The organism is Streptomyces sp. NBC_00887, from assembly GCF_045207585.1.
The window spans coordinates 4,452,557-4,469,790 of the sequence record NZ_CP108788.1 but is presented as its reverse complement, the minus strand read 5'-3'; the positions used below and the strand labels follow the sequence as shown (position 1 = coordinate 4,469,790).

The following is a 17,234-nucleotide window of genomic DNA, read 5'->3' as shown; positions in this document are numbered from 1 at the left end:
GCAATGGCTGTCCGGCTGTGCGGGACGTGTCGGGTGAGGAAAGTCCGTACGGACTCGACATATGGGCCCGAAGGGCTCCAGGAGCCCGGAAGAGCTCGATATGTGGGGAGAGTGCCCCGTGCGGGGCGGCGGAAACCGCCCCGCGGGTGGCGCCGGAAAGTGAGACGCCGTCAACTGTCCGTCAGCTCGGGTCAGCCGACCGGAGCTTCCTTCCGCAACCGGAACCAGTAGAAACCGTGCCCCGCGAGAGTCAGCAGGTAGGGCCACTGACCGACGGCCGGGAAGCGCACCCCGCCGATCAGCTCCACCGGATGACGCCCGTTGAACGCCCGCAGATCGAGCTCCGTGGGCTGCGCGAACCGCGAGAAGTTGTGGACGCACAGCACGAGATCGTCCTTGTACTCGCGGGTGAACGCGAGCACGGCGGGGTTCGACGACGGCAGTTCGCTGTACGAGCCGAGACCGAAGGCCGGATTCTGCTTGCGGATCTCGATCATCCGCCGCGTCCAGTGCAGCAGCGACGAGGGCGAGGCCATCGCCGCCTCGACGTTGGTGACCTGGTAGCCGTAGACCGGGTCCATGATCGTGGGGAGGTAGAGCCGTCCCGGGTCGCTCGAGGAGAAGCCGGCGTTGCGGTCGGGCGTCCACTGCATCGGGGTGCGTACGGCGTCGCGGTCGCCCAGCCAGATGTTGTCGCCCATCCCGATCTCGTCCCCGTAGTAGAGGATCGGGGAGCCGGGCAGGGACAGGAGCAGCGCCGTGAACAGCTCGATCTGGTTGCGGTCGTTGTCCAGGAGGGGCGCGAGGCGGCGGCGGATGCCGATGTTGGCCCGCATCCGCGGATCCTTGGCGTACTCCGCGTACATGTAGTCGCGCTCTTCGTCCGTGACCATCTCGAGCGTGAGCTCGTCGTGGTTGCGCAGGAAGATGCCCCACTGGCAGCCGGACGGGATCGCCGGGGTCTTCGCCAGGATTTCCGAGACCGGGTAGCGGCTCTCGCGCCGTACGGCCATGAAGATCCGCGGCATGACCGGGAAGTGGAACGCCATGTGGCACTCGTCGCCGCCGGCCGGGAAGTCGCCGAAGTAGTCGACCACGTCCTCGGGCCACTGGTTGGCCTCGGCCAGCAGCACCGTGTCCGGGTAGTTGGCGTCGATCTCCTTGCGGACCCGCTTGAGGAAGTCGTGGGTCTCGGGGAGGTTCTCGCAGTTGGTGCCCTCGCGTTGGTAGAGGTACGGCACCGCGTCGACGCGGAAGCCGTCGATGCCGAGGTCCAGCCAGAAGCGGAGAGCCGAGATGATCTCTTCCTGCACGGCCGGGTTCTCGTAGTTGAGATCGGGCTGGTGCGAGAAGAACCGGTGCCAGTAGTACTGCTTGCGCACCGGGTCGAAGGTCCAGTTGGACGTCTCGGTGTCGACGAAGATGATCCGGGCGTCCGGGAACTGCTTGTCGTCGTCGGCCCAGACGTAGTAGTCGCCGTACGGCCCGTCCGGGTCCGTGCGGGACTGCTGGAACCAGTCGTGCTGGTCGCTCGTGTGGTTCATGACGAAGTCGATGATCACGCGCATGCCGCGCTGGTGCGAGGCGTCGACGAACTCCACGAAGTCGGCGAGGTCACCGAACTCCGGCAGCACGGCGGTGTAGTCGGAGACGTCGTAACCACCGTCGCGCAGCGGGGACTTGAAGAACGGCGGCAGCCAGAGGCAGTCGACACCGAGCCACTGCAGATAGTCCAGCTTGGCGGTGAGACCCTTCAGGTCGCCGACGCCGTCGCCGTTGGAGTCCTGGAAGGACCGGACGAGTACCTCGTAGAAGACGGCGCGCTTGAACCAGTCGGGATCGCGGTCCTTGGCGGGAGTGTCCTCGAACAGGTCGTGGACGGGCTCATTGACGATCATGGCGTGGGTGACCCTCCGGTCGGCGGGGACGGTCGCAGAACGACGACGTGCGCGGGTGTCACACCCGGCTCCAGACGCACATAGAAAGTCCTGCCCCAGTGATAGGTGGCGCCGGTGAGCTCGTCGCGCACCGGCACGCTCTCGTGCCGGTCGAGGCCGAGATGCGGCATGTCCAACGAGACCGTGGCCTCCTGGGTGTGGTGAGGGTCGAGGTTGACGACCACGAGAACGATGTTCGAACCGCAGCGCTTGCTGTAAGCGATCAGCGCCTCGTTGTCGACGGAGTGGAAGTGCACGTCGCGCAGTTGCTGGAGCGCCGGGTGGCGACGCCGGATCCGGTTGAGGGTCGTGATCAGGGGTGCCAGCGAGCGGCCCTCACGTTCCGCCGACTCCCAGTCCCTGACCTTGAGTTGGTACTTCTCCGAGTCCTGGTACTCCTCGCTCCCGGGATGCACCGGGGTGTTCTCGCACAGCTCGAAGCCCGCGTACACGCCCCAGGAGGGGGACAGCGTGGCGGCGAGCACGGCCCTCGCCTCGAAGGCCGGACGGCCGCCGTCCTGGAGGTAACCGGGAAGAATGTCGGGGGTGTTCACGAAGAAGTTGGGCCGCATGTACGAGGAACTCTCGCCCGAAAGCTCCTGGACGTACTCGGTGAGTTCCTGCTTGCTGTTACGCCAGGTGAAGTACGTGTACGACTGCTGGAAGCCCACCGCGGCCAGCGTGCGCATCATCGCGGGGCGGGTGAAGGCCTCGGCAAGGAAGATCACGTCCGGGTCGGTGCGGTTGATGTCGGCGATCACCTTCTCCCAGAAGACGACCGGTTTGGTGTGCGGATTGTCCACGCGGAAGATCCGCACGCCGTGGTCCATCCAGAAGCGCAGAATGCGAACGGTCTCCGCGACGATGCCGCCCAGGTCCTTGTCGAACGCGATCGGGTAGATGTCCTGGTACTTCTTCGGCGGGTTCTCGGCGTAGGCGATGGACCCGTCGGGCCGGTGGTGGAACCACTCGGGGTGTTCCCTCACCCAGGGGTGGTCCGGGGAGCACTGGAGCGCGAAGTCCAGCGCGATCTCCATCCGCAGGGTGCGGGCCGTCTCGACGAAGTGGTCGAAGTCCTCGAGCGTGCCGAGTTCCGGGTGCACGGCGTCGTGACCGCCGTCGGCCGAACCGATGGCCCAGGGCACTCCCGGGTCGTCGGCTCCGGGGGAGAGGCTGTTGTTGGGGCCCTTGCGGTGAGAGGTGCCGATGGGGTGGATCGGGGGGAGGTAGACGACGTCGAACCCCATGGCGGCGACGGCCGGAAGCCGGTCCGCGGCGGTGCGGAAGGTGCCGCTGATGATCCGCGGAGGCTGCGGGGGCAGTTCCGCCTTCACGGCCGCGCGCTTCTTCGCGGCCGCAGAGGTCGCGGAAGCCGGAGAGCCCGCGGCGGCCTTGGAGGCCTTCGAGGCCTTCGTGACGCGTGGCTTGCGCGCGGGCTTCACGGGGGTGGCCGGCTCCGGCCCCGCGCCCTCGGACCGCGGGAACATCTCGTACCAGGAGCCGTACAGGGCGCGCCTGCGCTCCACGGTCAGGGGCATCGGACGGGAGGCGGTGACCAGCTCGCGCAGTGGATGACGGCCGAGCGCCTCGTTCACCTCGGGGGTGAGCGCGGCGGCGAGCCGGGACGCCGACGGCCGCTTCGTGTCGCGCAGGGCGTCGACTGCGGCCAGAACCGCCTCGCGCCCGTCCCGCTTCGGTACGCCCGTGGCGGCCCGCTCGTACAGCTCGGCCCCCTCCGCGAGGACCAGTTCGGTGTCGATGCCGGCGGGAATCTTGATCTGTGCGTTCCCACGCCAGGTGGTGACCGGATCGCTCCACGCCTCGACGGTGTAGGTCCAGTGGCCCTCGGCGGACGGGGTGACATCGGCACCCCATCGGTCCGTGCCCGGCGCGAGCTCGCGCATCGGCGTCCAGGGACCGGGCCGTCCGCTCGGATCGGCGAGGACGACGTTGGCTGCCACCGCGTCATGGCCTTCACGGAAGACGGTGGCGCTGACCTGGAAGGTCTCACCTGCGACGGCTTTGGCCGGCCGTCTGCCGCAGTCGACGAGAGGACGGACGTCCAGGACGGGAATGCGACCGATCATGGAATCACCTGGGGGCTGGAGCTCGGCATGCGCGGACCGCGGCGTGGGCGTGAAGGGCTGACCGCGCGCGCCGCGATGGTGGGGTTGCGTCCTTTGTAGCTGCTCAGTTGTCGGCTGGCGGGCTGTGTGCATGGCCGCTCCTGTCCGCGTTCACTCGAATGGCACTCGAATGGCAGGTGCGCGGGGGATTCGTGCTCGGATCGGGGGCACCTGGGATGTGCTGCGCGAGCCGTGTTCGGGCTGAGTACCGGGGAAGCCTTCCCACCGTTTTCGGGCGGCCAACCCGACGGTGTGTTAACTCCTGGGTGCACTCGGTGCACGCGCTGTGCGCCGCGCGCCGGTCCCCGGCCGTCGCGTGGACGCACCACCGCAGCCTTCCTTGTGGTGCGAAGCGCCACAAGGTCGCGCGACGAGGGGAAATCAGCCATATCGCCCGTGACGGATGTGTGCGCATCTGGCCCATGCGGCCACCGGGGTCGATGAGGTGCCCGGGGCCCGCGGGACGGACGTGGCTCCCGGGGGCTCGGGGAGGGCGCACACGGTGCAACAGCCGGGCCCGGGGCGGGCGTGCCGATCGGCGCCGGACCCACTGAGCCGGTCGCGCGCCGTGGTTGCGTACCGTGCCGCGCCGCTACCGTCGAGGGTGACGGAGAGGACGCACACCGTGGTGCGTCCCCTCGGATCCGTACGTCCCCTGTAAAGGTGGGATACGTGAAGGCCATTCGTCGATTCACCGTGCGTCCCGTCCTCCCCGAACCCCTGCAACCGCTCAGCGACCTCGCCCGCAACCTGCGCTGGTCCTGGCACACCGAGACCCAGAACCTCTTCCAGGCCGCCGACCCGGAGGGCTGGCGGCCCGCGGACGCCGACCCCGTGCGCCTGCTGGGCGCCGTGTCCGCCGGACGCCTCGCCGAGCTGGCCGGGGACCAGCAGTTCCTGCGGCGGCTCACCGAGGTGTCCGAGGACCTCCGGGAGTACCTGGGCGGCCCGAGGTGGTATCAGAACCAGCTCTCCCAGGGCGCGGAGCTCCCCGCAGCCGTCGCCTACTTCTCACCCGAGTTCGGGGTCACCGCGGCTCTGCCCCAGTACTCGGGCGGCCTCGGCATCCTGGCCGGGGACCATCTCAAGGCCGCCAGCGACCTGGGCGTCCCACTCATCGGAGTCGGGCTGCTCTACCGGCACGGCTACTTCCGCCAGAGCCTGTCCCGGGACGGCTGGCAACAGGAGCACTATCCCGTCCTCGACCCCAACGAACTGCCGCTCACTCTCGTACGGGAGGCGGACGGCACCCCCAGCCGGGTGGTGCTCGCCCTTCCCGGCGGACGCTCCCTGTACGCCTCGATCTGGCAGGCCCAGGTCGGCCGCGTCCCCCTGCTGCTGCTCGACTCCGACGTGGAGGAGAACGCGCCGGGCGAGCGCGATGTCACCGACCGGCTGTACGGCGGCGGCAGCGACCACCGCCTCCTCCAGGAGATGCTGCTCGGCATCGGCGGGGTGCGCGCCGTGCGGACCTACTGCCGGCTGACCGGGCACGCCGCCCCCGAGGTGTTCCACACCAACGAGGGGCACGCCGGATTCCTCGGCCTCGAGCGGATCCGTGAGCTCTCCGAGACGGGCCTCGACTTCGACCCCGCCCTGGAAGTGGTGCGGGCCGGCACGGTCTTCACCACGCACACCCCGGTGCCCGCCGGGATAGACCGATTCGAACGCCAGCTGGTCGCCCGGCACTTCGGTGACGACGGTGAACTGCCGGGCGTCGGCGTGGACCGGATTCTCCGGCTCGGCATGGAGTCCTACACCGGCGGCGAGCCGGGTCTGTTCAACATGGCGGTGATGGGGCTGCGGCTCGCCCAGCGGGCCAACGGCGTCTCCACCCTGCACGGGGCCGTCAGCCGGGAGATGTTCTCCGGGCTCTGGCCGGGATTCGACCCCACCGAGGTGCCGATCACCTCGGTGACCAACGGGGTTCATGCGCCGACGTGGGTCGCGCCCGAGGTTCTCCGGCTCGGCGCCAGGAAATTCGGCACCGAACGCGCGGAGAACGCACTGGCGGGAGCCGAGGTCGGCGAGACTGCCGACGTCGGCCGGGCCGGCACCCCCAGACGCTGGGACGCCGTGACCAACGTCCCGGACCGCGAGATCTGGGACCTGCGCCGCGGGCTGCGCGAGCAGCTCGTGACCGAGGTGCGCAAACGCCTCTACGCCTCCTGGCGCAGGCGCGGCGCGGGCACGGCCGAGCTGGGCTGGATCGACGACGTGCTCGATCCGGACGTCCTGACCATCGGCTTCGCCCGCCGGGTGCCGTCGTACAAGCGCCTCACGCTCATGCTGCACGACCGCGACCGGCTGCGGGAGCTGCTGCTCCACCCGACGCACCCGATCCAGATCGTCGTCGCGGGCAAGGCGCACCCCGCGGACGACGGCGGGAAGCGGCTGGTCCAGGAGCTGGTGCGGTTCTCGGACGACCCGCGGGTGCGCCATCGCATCGTCTTCCTGCCGGACTACGGCATGGGCATGGCGCAGAAGCTGTACCCGGGCTGCGACGTCTGGCTCAACAACCCGCTTCGCCCGCTGGAGGCGTGCGGCACCAGCGGGATGAAGGCGGCGCTCAACGGCTGCCTCAACCTCTCCGTACGCGACGGCTGGTGGGACGAGTGGTTCGAGCCGGACTTCGGGTGGGCGATCCCCACCGCCGACGGCTCCGCCACGAACGAGGAGCGGCGCGACGAGCTGGAGGCCAACGCCCTCTACTCGCTGATCGAGGAGCGGGTCGCCCCGCGCTTCTACGACCGCAACGACGAGGACCTGCCCGAGCGGTGGATCGAGATGGTCCGGCGCACCCTGGTCACCCTGGGGCCCAAGGTTCTCGCGGGACGCATGGTGCGTGAGTACGTGGAGCGGCTGTACGCCCCGGCCGCCCAGGCACGCAAGGCACTGGATCCCGCGGCGGCCCGCCGGCTCGCCGACTGGAAGTCCAGGATCCACGCCGCCTGGCCGCAGGTGGCCGTCGACCATGTGGAGGCCTCGGCCGACACCGTCGTCGGAGGCTCCGCGGAGCTGGGGTCGACCCTGGCGCTCCGGGTGCGGATCGCGCTGGGCGGCCTCGAGCCGGAGGACGTGGAGGTGCAGGTGGTCGCAGGGCGGGTCGACTCCGGCGACGCGATCGCGGAGGCCCAGACGTTCCCGCTGAAGCCTGCGGGCGGTCATGATCTGGAGGACCGCTGGCTGTACGAGGGCCCCCTCGCGCTCGACCGTACGGGACCGTACGGCTACACCGTGCGCGTACTGCCCTCGCACCCCCTGCTCGCCTCGAATGCGGAGCTCGGACTGGTCGCGGTGCCGAACGCGGCGACGAGCGAGGACGGGGGCGGCGTCCTGCTTCGCTGACGGCATGTCACGTCCGGTGGTCCGGCACCCGTGCCGGGCCCTTCCGTTCCCGCGGTCCGGGGGCAACGCGCACTCCGTCCGGCTCCGGCGGGTCGCGGGCCCCCGGCCCGCCGGTAGATGGCCGTGGCACCGGCAGGGGTGCAATCACCGTGATCTGGCTAACATGACAGCGTCGGCAGATGCTGGAGTGGCTCCGGAGTAACCGTCGAGACATCAAGGCGTCCGCGGACGCGACTGGAGGTCAGCACGGTGAACGGCGGCGAGAGCCGAGCGAGACGCCTGAGCCGTCGACTTGCCGCGCAGGGCATCGCCTCCCGGAGGCTGCACGTCCGGCCCGCGAGCACCGTGGGCGCACTGCAGGGCGACCGTTTCACCACAGCTGCCCGGCTGCGCTGGCTCCACGCGGCAAGCACCCGGATCGGCACCTCCCTCGACCTGGAACGGACGGCGCAGGAGCTGGCCGGGTTCAGCGTCCCCCGGCTGGCCGACGGGGCGGCCGTCGACCTCCTGGAGTCCGTGCTCCTGGGCGAGGAGGGCGAACGCGTCACCGGCGCCGGGGTGCCGGTGACGCGGGCCATGGCGGTCAGGGCCGTCGAGTCGCTGTCAGGTCTTGAACCCGCCCCGGTCGGCAAGGTGGTCGACCGCCGGCAGTACCGCGAGACGCTGCTGACCCTCCACTGCCTGCGCAACCGCCAGTCGGTTCTGGTCAGCCGGATGACCGACGAGGACTACCAGCGCGTCGCGCCGACGGCCAGTGCCGCGGTGGCGATGCGGCGCCAGGGCGTCCACAGCTACATGGCGGTACCGCTGATCGCCCGCGGTGTACTGCTCGGATCCGCAGACTTCGTACGTGCCGGTGACAGTCCGCCCTTCAACCGGGCCGACGTGGAACTGGCGGGACAGCTCGCCGCCATGGCCGCGGTCTTCATGGACAACGCCCGGCTCTACGGACGCGAGCGCGAGCACGTCGTCTCGCTCCAGCGCAGCCTGCTCCCGCGCGCCACTCCGCACACCCCCGGGCTGAAGGTCCACGCGCAGTACGCGCCCGCCTTCGACGCGCACGGTGTGGGCGGCGACTGGTACGACGTGGTGGCGCTGCCCAGCGGGCGTACCGCGCTGGTCGTCGGCGACGTGACCGGGCACGGTCTGCCCGCGGCGGTCACGATGGGGCGGCTGCGCACCGTCGCCCGTACGCTCATGACGCTGGACATCGAGCCCGACCGGGTGCTCGCCCGGCTGGATCTGGCCACCCGCGACCTCGAGGACGACCAGGTCGCCACCTGTCTGTGCGCGGTCTACGACCCCGCGGACTCCACCTACACCATCGCGAGCGCGGGCCATCCGCCGCCGCTGCTGGTCGGCCCGGACGGTGTGCCCCGCTTCCTCGACGTGCCGGTCGGCGCACCGCTGGGCGCCGGGGTCATCCCGTACGACCCGCTGCGGCTGCGGGGGCCGGCGGGCGGCCGGCTGGTGCTCTACACCGACGGCTTGATCAAGACGCGCGTGGATGACGTGGACGCCCAGCTGGAGGGGTTGCGCGCCACGGTCGCCGCGATGGCGTCCGAGCAGCTCGACGACGGCAGCCTGCTCACCTCGCTGCGGGCGGCCGAAGGCCGCTTCGACGAGGCGGTGCTGCTGGTCGCCGGGGGGCATGAGCTGTCCGACGACGTCAGGCTGCAGGTGTGGGACCTCCCCACCGAGGGCAACCCGGCCTCCACCGCCCGGAAGCTCGTCACCGAGCAGCTTGCGCAGTGGAGCCTGACCGAGCTCGCGGACGTCACCGAACTGGTCGTCAGCGAGCTGGTCGGCAACGCCCTGCGGTACGGCGGCGGCCCCGGCAAGCTGCGGCTGCTGTGCGACGACCGGCTCCGGGTGGAGGTCGCGGACACGGGTCCGGACCTGCCGCAGATCCAGCACGCCGATGTGAGCGACGAGGGCGGCCGCGGGCTGCAGCTCATCAACCTGCTGTGCCGCAGGTGGGGTTCGTGCCGCACGGCGACCGGCAAGGTCGTCTGGGCGGAGCAGAACCTGCCCCGCTAGGCGGTCCGGCCTCCCGGCGCTCCTCCCTTGCAGGGCCCTGTGCAGTCCTGTGCCGGTGCAGTCCTGTGCCGTCCTGCCTCGTCCCGCGCCGTTCGTTTCCTGAACGCGACGCCTTGACGTGTCCATGCAATGGCTTTACGTTCCTCACTCATCGCAGGTTCACAACTCGGCTCATCGTTCACCTACATGAACCGAGTTGGTGGAACACCTCCCACCGGAAGGCACCCCCACATGCGTACCGGCACCATCGCTCGCGTCATCGGCACCGCCGCCGCCCTGGCCGCGCTGATCACCACGGCCTTCACGGCCCCCGCCATGGCCGACCGGCCCGCCCCGGCCGGGGCCGCCCCCGACCGGGCCGTGAAGGCGGCCGCGCCGGCCGCCTTCACCCACCCCGGTGTCCTGGTCAGCCGCCCTCAGCTCGACTTCGTACGGGCGAAGGTCCAGGCGGGCGCCCAGCCCTGGAAGGGGGCGTACGACCAGATGCTGGCCAGCAGGTACGCCTCGCTCACCCGGACCGCCGAACCCCGTGCGGTCGTGGAGTGCGGCTCGTACTCCACCCCCAACTACGGCTGTACCGACGAGCGTGAGGACGCGATAGCCGCGTACACCCTCTCGCTGGCCTGGTACATCAGCCGGGACAGCCGCTACGCCCAGAAGGCGATCCAGATCATGGACGCCTGGTCGAACGTGATCACGGACCACACCAACAGCAACGCACCGCTGCAGACCGGCTGGGCCGGCTCCTCCTGGCCGCGGGCCGCCGAGATCATCAAGTACACCTACAGCGGCTGGCCGAACTCCGGCCGCTTCGGCACGATGCTGCGCACCGTGTACCTGCCCGAGGTGACCAACGGCTCGCACAGCAACGGCAACTGGGAACTGTCCATGACCGAGGCCGCCATCGGCATCGCGGTCTTCCTCGAGGACCGCGCCGCGTACGACAAGGCCGTGACCACATTCCGCGGGCGCGTTCCCGCGTACATCTATGTGACCGCCGACGGTTCACTGCCGAAGGCGGCGCCCGGCAGCGGTCTCGACACGCGGGACGAGATCATCAGGTACTGGCAGGGGCAGTCGACCTTCATGGACGGCCTCTCCCAGGAGACCTGCCGCGACCTCACCCACACCGGCTACGGGCTCTCCGCCATCTCCCACATCGCCGAGACCAGCCGCATCCAGGGCCAGGACCTCTATCCCGAGGTCGCCGACCGGCTGCGCCACGCGCTCGGCCTGCACGCCAAGTACCAGCTGGGCACGGCGGTTCCGTCCTCGCTGTGCGGCGGCTCGCTCAAGGACAGCCTGGGCCCCGTCACGGAGGTCGGGTTCAACGCCCTGCACAACCGCATGGGTTACGCGATGTCGAACACCCAGACACTCACCGAGCGGCAACGGCCCGCCGCGTCGAACAACCTGTTCGTGGCCTGGGAGACCCTGACCCACGCAGGCAACCCCGGCTGAGACAGCGGGCACGACCGGCACGCACGACGGCCCGGGGGAGCGATGCTCTCCCGGGCCGTCCCGCGTACGTCAGTTGCTCAGTCGCTCGCTGCTGTTCTGCGGCAGCAGGTGCCTGCTCACCTGGTCAGAAGGTCAGCTTGACGCTGTTGAAGGTCCCGGTGTCGCCCGAGTAGGCGTCCTGGATCTTCAGGTTCCACGTGCCGTTCGCCACCTCGGACGAGGCGTTGACCGTGTAGGTCGCCACCACGTTGTCCGCGGAGTCGCTCGAGGAGGAGTTCTTCAGCCGGTAGGCCGTACCGTCCGGGGCGACCAGGTCGAGGACGAGGTCACCGCGGTAGGTGTGCGTGATGTTGACGGCGACCAGGAGGTCGCTCGGCGCGTTGCCCGTGATGCCCGTGACGGCGACGGGGATGTTGGTGGTGCTCCGGTCGGCGAGTGCCTTGACGGTCGTGTTCTGGAAGACCGTGCCGCCCGGGTCGGGGTCGCCGCCGCCGGGGCGGGCTCCCACGTTGATGCCGGCCCACGCATGGGCGACCGCGGCGTACTCGGTGCTGGTCGTGCCGTACAGCTCACCGGCCACGGCGAGGGTGCCGGTGCGGGCGGCCGCGTAGTTCGTCGTCGACGTGAACTTGGTGGTGAGCGCCTTGAACCAGATCTGCGCGGCCTTGTCCCGGCCGATGCCCGTCACCGGAAGGCCGTCGGAGGTCGGGGAGTTGTACGAGACCCCGTTGACGGTCTTGGCGCCGCTGCCCTCGGAGAGCAGGTAGAACCAGTGGTTCGCCGGGCCCGAGGAGTAGTGGACGTCGACCGAGCCGATGCCCGAGTACCACGCGTCCTTGGACGCGCCGTCCTTGCTCGGCTTGTCCATGTAGCGCAGCGGGGTGCCGTCGCCGTTGATGTCGATCTTCTCGCCGACGAAGTAGTCGCCGGGGTCCTCCGCGGTGTTGGAGTAGAACTCGACCGCGGCGGCGAAGATGTCACTGGTCGCCTCGTTGAGGCCGCCGGACTCGCCGCTGTAGTTGAGGCCCGCGGTGTTGGAGGTGACGCCGTGCGTCATCTCGTGGGCGGCCACGTCCAGCGAGGTCAGGGGCGCGGCGTTGCCGCTGCCGTCCCCGTACGTCATGCAGAAGCAGCTGTCGGACCAGAAGGCGTTGACGTAGTTGTTGCCGTAGTGGACGCGGGAGTACGCACCGACGCCGTCACCCCGGATGCCGCTGCGGCCGTGGATGTTCTTGTAGTAGTCCCACGTCTCGGCCGCGCCGTAGTGGGCGTCGGCCCCGGCGGTCTCCAGGTTCGACGGGCTGCCGTTGCCCCAGATGTCGTCGGTGCCGGAGAAGAGCGTCCCGGTGCCCGACGTGCCGCGGTTCAGGTTGTACGTCTTGTGGTTGCCGCGCGTCGTGTCGGTGAGGTTGTACGAGCCCGAGGTGCCGAGCGTCACCTGACCGCTGTACTGGGTGTTGCCGGTGCCCGTCTCGATGGCCTGCCACTCGTAGAGCTTGGCGCCGGAGGAGGCGTCGGTGATGACGTGCAGCTCGTTCGGGGTGCCGTCGTGCTGGAGGCCGCCGACGACGGTCTCGTACGCGAGCCGGGGAGTGCCGTTCGCCGACCAGACCACCTTGCGCGGGGCCTTGCTGGCCTCGGCCTTCTTCGAGCCCTCGGCCTTCGCCGCGGTCAGGGCCTGCTTCTCGGCGGTGGCGGGAGCGACGTCCGCCGTGGTGCCGACCGCCTTCAGCTGGGCACCGGTGGCCTTGGACGCCTTCGTGACGCCCTCGGTCCTCCCGGACTTCGTCTCGGCCACGACCAGGTCGCCACCGAGGACGGGAAGGCCGTCGAGGGTGCGCTCGTAGCGGGTGTGCGTGGTGCCGTCGACGTCCTGGACGACATCGCGGACGACGAGCTTCTCCGTGGCGCCGAGACCGAGCTCCTTGGCGGTGGCCGCCTTGGTGGCGTTGGCCTCGCGGAGGAGTTCGGCACGCTGGGCGGGGGAGAGCTTCGCGGGCAGCGAACCCGGGTCGGCGCCCTTGGCGGCGGCGGCCGAGGAGGCGGCGGCGTCGGGAGCGGCGGTGGCCGCGCCGGTCTGGACTCCGACGGCGAGGAGGGCTGCTGCGGCTATCAGAGCGCCGGTCGCGGTGGCACGACGGCTGGATCTGGATCTCACGCGGACTCCTTCTGCGAGGGGGGTGACAGCCGGCTGGGTGAGCCGGCCGGGCAGAGCAGGCGGTGCGCAGAACGGGGGAAGAGTCCCAGCAGAAAGGGGTGTATGTCAGGACCGCGTCAACACATTGGCCGGAAGTCGTCCGTTGCCGGAATGGTCATGTTCGTTAAGCGGACGTTTCGCCGTGTGTCATCCGGGTGCCGCAAAACGGGTGCCGGGACCGCCCGGGGCCAGAATTCGCAGGGTGAGTTGAGATTTCGTTCGAATTCACGGTGTTCGAACGGCGAAGCGGCAAACGGACGATGACCACGTGCTGAGACGGCGCGGAACTGTGGCCAGTTCTGCGCCGTCCCTCGGCGGTCGCGCGCCTACCCGTCGGTACTCCGTCAGGCCAGGCTCTCCCGCCACGCGCGGTGCAGTCCGGCGAACCTGCCGTCGGAGCCGATGAGTTCGGCCGGACTGCCGTCCTCCACGATCCGGCCGTGCTCCATCACCAGCACCCGGTCCGCGATCTCCACGGTCGACAGGCGGTGGGCGATCACCACCGCAGTACGGCCGTGCAGCACGGTGTCCATGGCGCGCTGCACCGCCCGCTCGCCGGGGATGTCGAGCGAGCTCGTCGCCTCGTCGAGGATCAGTACGGCGGGGTCCGCCAGCAACGCGCGGGCGAACGCCACCAGCTGACGCTGGCCGGCCGAGATCCGGCCGCCCCGCTTGCGTACGTCCGTGGCGTAGCCGTCGGGCAGGCCGCTGATGAAGTCGTGCGCGCCGATGGCCTTGGCCGCGTGCTCGATCTCCTCGGGAGTCGCCTCCGGTCGGCCGATCGCGATGTTCTCCGCGATCGTCCCCGAGAACAGGAACGCCTCCTGGGTCACCATCACCACGCCCCGCCGCAGCTCCGGCGTCGCCAGATCGCGCAGATCGGTGCCGTCCAGCAGGACCCGGCCCTCGGTCGGATCGTAGAAGCGCGCCAGCAGCTTGGCGAGCGTCGACTTGCCCGCGCCCGTCGAACCGACCACGGCCACGGTCTGGCCCGCCGGAATCGTCAGACCGAAGCGGGGCAGGACCTCGCCGCCCGTCCGGTAGGCGAACCGCACCCTTTCGAACGTCACCTCGCGGCCCGGGTGCTCACCTGCGGGGGAGGGGAGTTCCTTCGGCGAGGCCGGCTCGGGAACGGTGGGCGTCTGCGCCAGCAGACCGGCGATCTTCTCCAGTGAGGCAGCCGCCGACTGGTAGGAGTTGAGGAACATCGCGAGCCGGTCGATCGGGTCGTACAGCCGCCGCAGGTACAGCACCGCCGCGGCCAGCACACCGAGTGCCAGGGTCCCCGACGCCACCCGGTAGGCACCCCACAGCACCATCGCGGCCACCGCCGTGTTGGCGACCAGCCGGGAACCGACGACATAGCGGGCCATCTCCAGCAGCGCGTCCCCGTTCCGCCGCTCGTGGCGGTGGTTGAGCACCGAGAAGTCCGCGTCGTTGACCCGCTCCCTGCGGAAGGCCTGCACGGGGCGGATCCCGTTCATCGTCTCCGCGAACTTCACGATGACCGCGGCGATGGCCGAGGAACGCGCCGAATAGGCCTCGGCCGCCCGGCGCCGGTAACTCCGCACCAGCAGGTACAGGGGCGCGAAGGAGGCCACCGCGATCGCGCCGATGCCGAGATCCAGCCACAGCAGCATCAGTGAGATCGACACGAACGACAGGACCACACCGATGAGTTCCTGGAGCCCTTCGCTCAGCAGCTCGCGCAGGGACTCCACATCCGTGGTCGAGCGCGAGATCAGCCGGCCGGAGGTGTAGCGCTCGTGGAAGTCCACGCTGAGCGCCTGCGCGTGGCGGAAGATCCGGCCGCGCAGATCGAGCAGCACGTCCTGGTTGATCCGCGCGGCGGCCCGGATGAACGCGTACTGCAGCGCCCCCGCGCCGACCGAGCACACGCCGTACCCCACGCCCACGGCGATCAGCGGCCCGTAGTCGTGGTCCCGGAACGCGGGCACGCCGCTGTCGATGGCGTACGCGACCAGCAGCGGCCCCGCCTGCACGGCGACCTGCTGGACCAGGAGCAGGAGGGACGCCACGACCACCCGGGCCCGCAGGGGGCCGAGCAGCGAGGTCAGCAGGGCCCAGGTCGAACCGGGCGGCGCGGGAAGGGCGTCGTGGTCGAAGGCGTCCCCGGGGCCCGGCCGGTCCGGCTCCGTCCGGGGAAGGTCCTCCTCGGCGAGGACGGGTCCGTCGGTGGCGGCAGGTCCGCCGGTGGTGGCACTGGTCATCGGGAGCTGCCCTCCTCGGCAGTGAGCTCACGGGCGTCGTCCTCGGCACCGGACATCAGCCAGGCGTATTCGGCACTGGTGCGCAGAAGTTCCTGATGGGTCCCGACGGCGCTGATCCGGCCCTCGGACAGCAGAGCCACCCGGTCGGCCAGCATCACCGTGGACGGCCGGTGCGCGACCACCACGGCCGTCGTCTCGTCGAGCACGCGCCGCAGTGCCGCCTCCACCAGCGCCTCCGTGTGCACATCCAGGGCGGAGAGCGGGTCGTCGAGCACCAGGAACCGCGGCTCGCCGACCACCGCGCGGGCCAGCGCGAGGCGCTGGCGCTGGCCGCCGGAGAGACTCAGCCCCTGCTCCCCCACCTGGGTGTCGACACCCTGCGGCAGGTCGTACACGAAGTCGGCCTGCGCCACCGCGAGCGCCCGGCGCAGCTCCTTCTCACCCGCACCGTCCGCGCCCATCAGGACGTTCTCCCCGACGGTCGCCGAGAAGAGCGTCGGCTCCTCGAACGCCACCGAGACGAGCTCGCGCAGCCTCGGCCGTCCCATCGTGGCGATGTCCTCGCCGTCCAGCAGGATCCGCCCGCCGGAGACCTCGTGCAGCCGCGGGACGAGAGCCGTGAGCGTCGTCTTCCCCGACCCGGTCGCCCCCACCAGGGCCATCGTCTCGCCGGGCCGGACCCTCAGGTCGATCCGGGCCAGTACGGGTACGGAACCGGGCTCGGCGTCCGGGTAGCGGAACTCGACCCCGTCGAAGACGAGGCCCGCGCCGCCCCGCCCGGCCGCCGCGTCCGGGGCGTCCTCGTCCAGCTCCTCGGCGACGTCCATGACCTCGAAGTAGCGGTCGGCGGCCGTCGCCGACTCCTGGCTCATCGCCAGCAGGAAGCCGATCGACTCGACCGGCCAGCGCAGCGCGAGCGCCGTCGACAGGAACGCGACCAGCGTCCCGGCCGACAGCTCGCCGTCCGCCACCTGGATCGTGCCGAGCACCAGCGCGGCACCGATCGCCAGCTCGGGGATGGCGGTGATGAGTGCCCAGATCCCCGCGAGCAGCCGGGCCTTGCCCAGCTCCGTACCGCGCAGCCGCTGCGCCAGCGCGCGGAAGGCCTGCGCCTGGCTGCGGTTCCGGCCGAAACCCTTCACGATGCGGATGCCCAGCACGCTCTCCTCGACGACCGTCGTCAGATCACCGACCTGGTCCTGCGCGGAGCGCGCCACCAGCGCGTACTTCGTCTCGAACAGCGAGCACAGGACCATCAGCGGCAGCGCGGGCGCCAGGAGCACCAGCCCGAGCGACCAGTCCTGGGCGAACAGGATGACGAAACCGACCAGGATCGTGGTGGTGTTGACCAGCAGGAACGTCAGCGGGAAAGCCAGGAACATCCGCATCAGCATCAGATCCGTGGTCCCGCGCGAGAGCAGCTGCCCCGAGGGCCAGCGGTCGTGGAAGGCCACCGGAAGCCGTTGCAGATGCCGGTAGAGATCGGCGCGCATCGACGCCTCGACCCCCGCGAGCGGCCGCGCCACGAGCCACCGCCGGAGCCCGAACAGCCCCGCCTCGGCGATCCCCAGCAGCAGCAGATAGAGCGCGCCCAGCCATACTCCGCCCGGGTCCCGGTCCGCGACGGGACCGTCCACCATCCACTTCAGGACGAGGGGGATCACCAGGCCGAGACACGACGCCAGGACCGCCACCAGAGCGGCACTGAGCCAGCGCGTCCGCACCGGCCGGACATAGGGCCACAGACGCATGAGGGAGCGCACGGCGGACCGGTCCGTGGGCTCTGCAGGTTTTTCGGGCATCAGGAGCAAGCCTATGGTTCACCACTGACATCGCTCATCTGGTTTTCCGGACACTCCGCACCGGTCGGAGGTCTCCGTCAACCGATCGGCGG

The 17,234-nt window shown here is 70.3% G+C and carries 8 protein-coding genes; 3 read left to right on the top strand and 5 right to left on the bottom strand.

Annotated features, from left to right (window positions below):
* Positions 1 to 191: 191 nt before the first annotated feature.
* Positions 192 to 1,898: a maltose alpha-D-glucosyltransferase gene (gene treS, locus OG844_RS20190; RefSeq protein WP_406392046.1), complete on the bottom strand. Its 1,707-nt coding sequence runs from the start codon at positions 1,896 to 1,898 to the stop codon at positions 192 to 194.
* Positions 1,895 to 4,024 (bottom strand): alpha-1,4-glucan--maltose-1-phosphate maltosyltransferase, encoded by a 2,130-nt coding sequence (locus tag OG844_RS20185; RefSeq protein WP_406392044.1) that lies wholly within the window; start codon positions 4,022 to 4,024, stop codon positions 1,895 to 1,897. The genes treS and OG844_RS20185 overlap by 4 nt, the downstream gene beginning before the upstream one ends.
* Positions 4,025 to 4,735: 711 nt before the next feature.
* On the opposite strand from OG844_RS20185, the gene glgP reads away from it, so the two are divergent.
* The 3 genes from glgP (at position 4,736) to OG844_RS20170 (ending at position 10,912) form a co-directional block, all read left to right on the top strand.
* Positions 4,736 to 7,411, top strand: a complete 2,676-nt coding sequence (gene glgP / locus OG844_RS20180) for an alpha-glucan family phosphorylase (protein WP_406392042.1) — start codon at positions 4,736 to 4,738, stop codon at positions 7,409 to 7,411.
* A gap of 249 nt (positions 7,412 to 7,660) precedes the next feature.
* Positions 7,661 to 9,451, top strand: a complete 1,791-nt coding sequence (locus OG844_RS20175) for a SpoIIE family protein phosphatase (protein ID WP_406392040.1) — start codon at positions 7,661 to 7,663, stop codon at positions 9,449 to 9,451.
* 231 nt (positions 9,452 to 9,682) lie between these two features.
* The gene (locus OG844_RS20170; RefSeq protein WP_406392038.1) at positions 9,683 to 10,912 is read left to right on the top strand and encodes an alginate lyase family protein; all 1,230 of its coding nucleotides are present in this window, start codon (positions 9,683 to 9,685) and stop codon (positions 10,910 to 10,912) included.
* Between the two features lie 124 nt (positions 10,913 to 11,036).
* Here OG844_RS20170 and OG844_RS20165 read toward each other — a convergent pair whose 3' ends face one another.
* From OG844_RS20165 to OG844_RS20155, 3 genes are all read right to left on the bottom strand, one after another.
* The gene (locus tag OG844_RS20165) at positions 11,037 to 13,070 is read right to left on the bottom strand and encodes a M4 family metallopeptidase (RefSeq protein WP_406392036.1); all 2,034 of its coding nucleotides are present in this window, start codon (positions 13,068 to 13,070) and stop codon (positions 11,037 to 11,039) included.
* A gap of 383 nt (positions 13,071 to 13,453) precedes the next feature.
* Positions 13,454 to 15,340, bottom strand: coding sequence for an ABC transporter ATP-binding protein (locus OG844_RS20160; protein WP_406392034.1), 1,887 nt, complete (start codon positions 15,338 to 15,340; stop codon positions 13,454 to 13,456).
* The gene (locus tag OG844_RS20155; RefSeq protein ID WP_406392032.1) at positions 15,337 to 17,142 is read right to left on the bottom strand and encodes an ABC transporter ATP-binding protein; all 1,806 of its coding nucleotides are present in this window, start codon (positions 17,140 to 17,142) and stop codon (positions 15,337 to 15,339) included. Before OG844_RS20155 ends, OG844_RS20160 begins: the two co-directional genes overlap by 4 nt.
* Positions 17,143 to 17,234 lie beyond the last annotated feature (92 nt).

Excerpts from the sequence above, each read along its gene's own strand:
- OG844_RS20160 (WP_406392034.1), bottom strand. The coding sequence starts at position 15,340 with ATGACCAGTGCCACCACCGGCGGACCTGCCGCCACCGACGGACCCGTC.
- treS (WP_406392046.1), bottom strand. The coding sequence starts at position 1,898 with ATGATCGTCAATGAGCCCGTCCACGACCTGTTCGAGGACACTCCCGCC.
- OG844_RS20155 (WP_406392032.1), bottom strand. The coding sequence starts at position 17,142 with ATGCCCGAAAAACCTGCAGAGCCCACGGACCGGTCCGCCGTGCGCTCC.
- OG844_RS20170 (WP_406392038.1), top strand. The coding sequence starts at position 9,683 with ATGCGTACCGGCACCATCGCTCGCGTCATCGGCACCGCCGCCGCCCTG.
- OG844_RS20185 (WP_406392044.1), bottom strand. The coding sequence starts at position 4,024 with ATGATCGGTCGCATTCCCGTCCTGGACGTCCGTCCTCTCGTCGACTGC.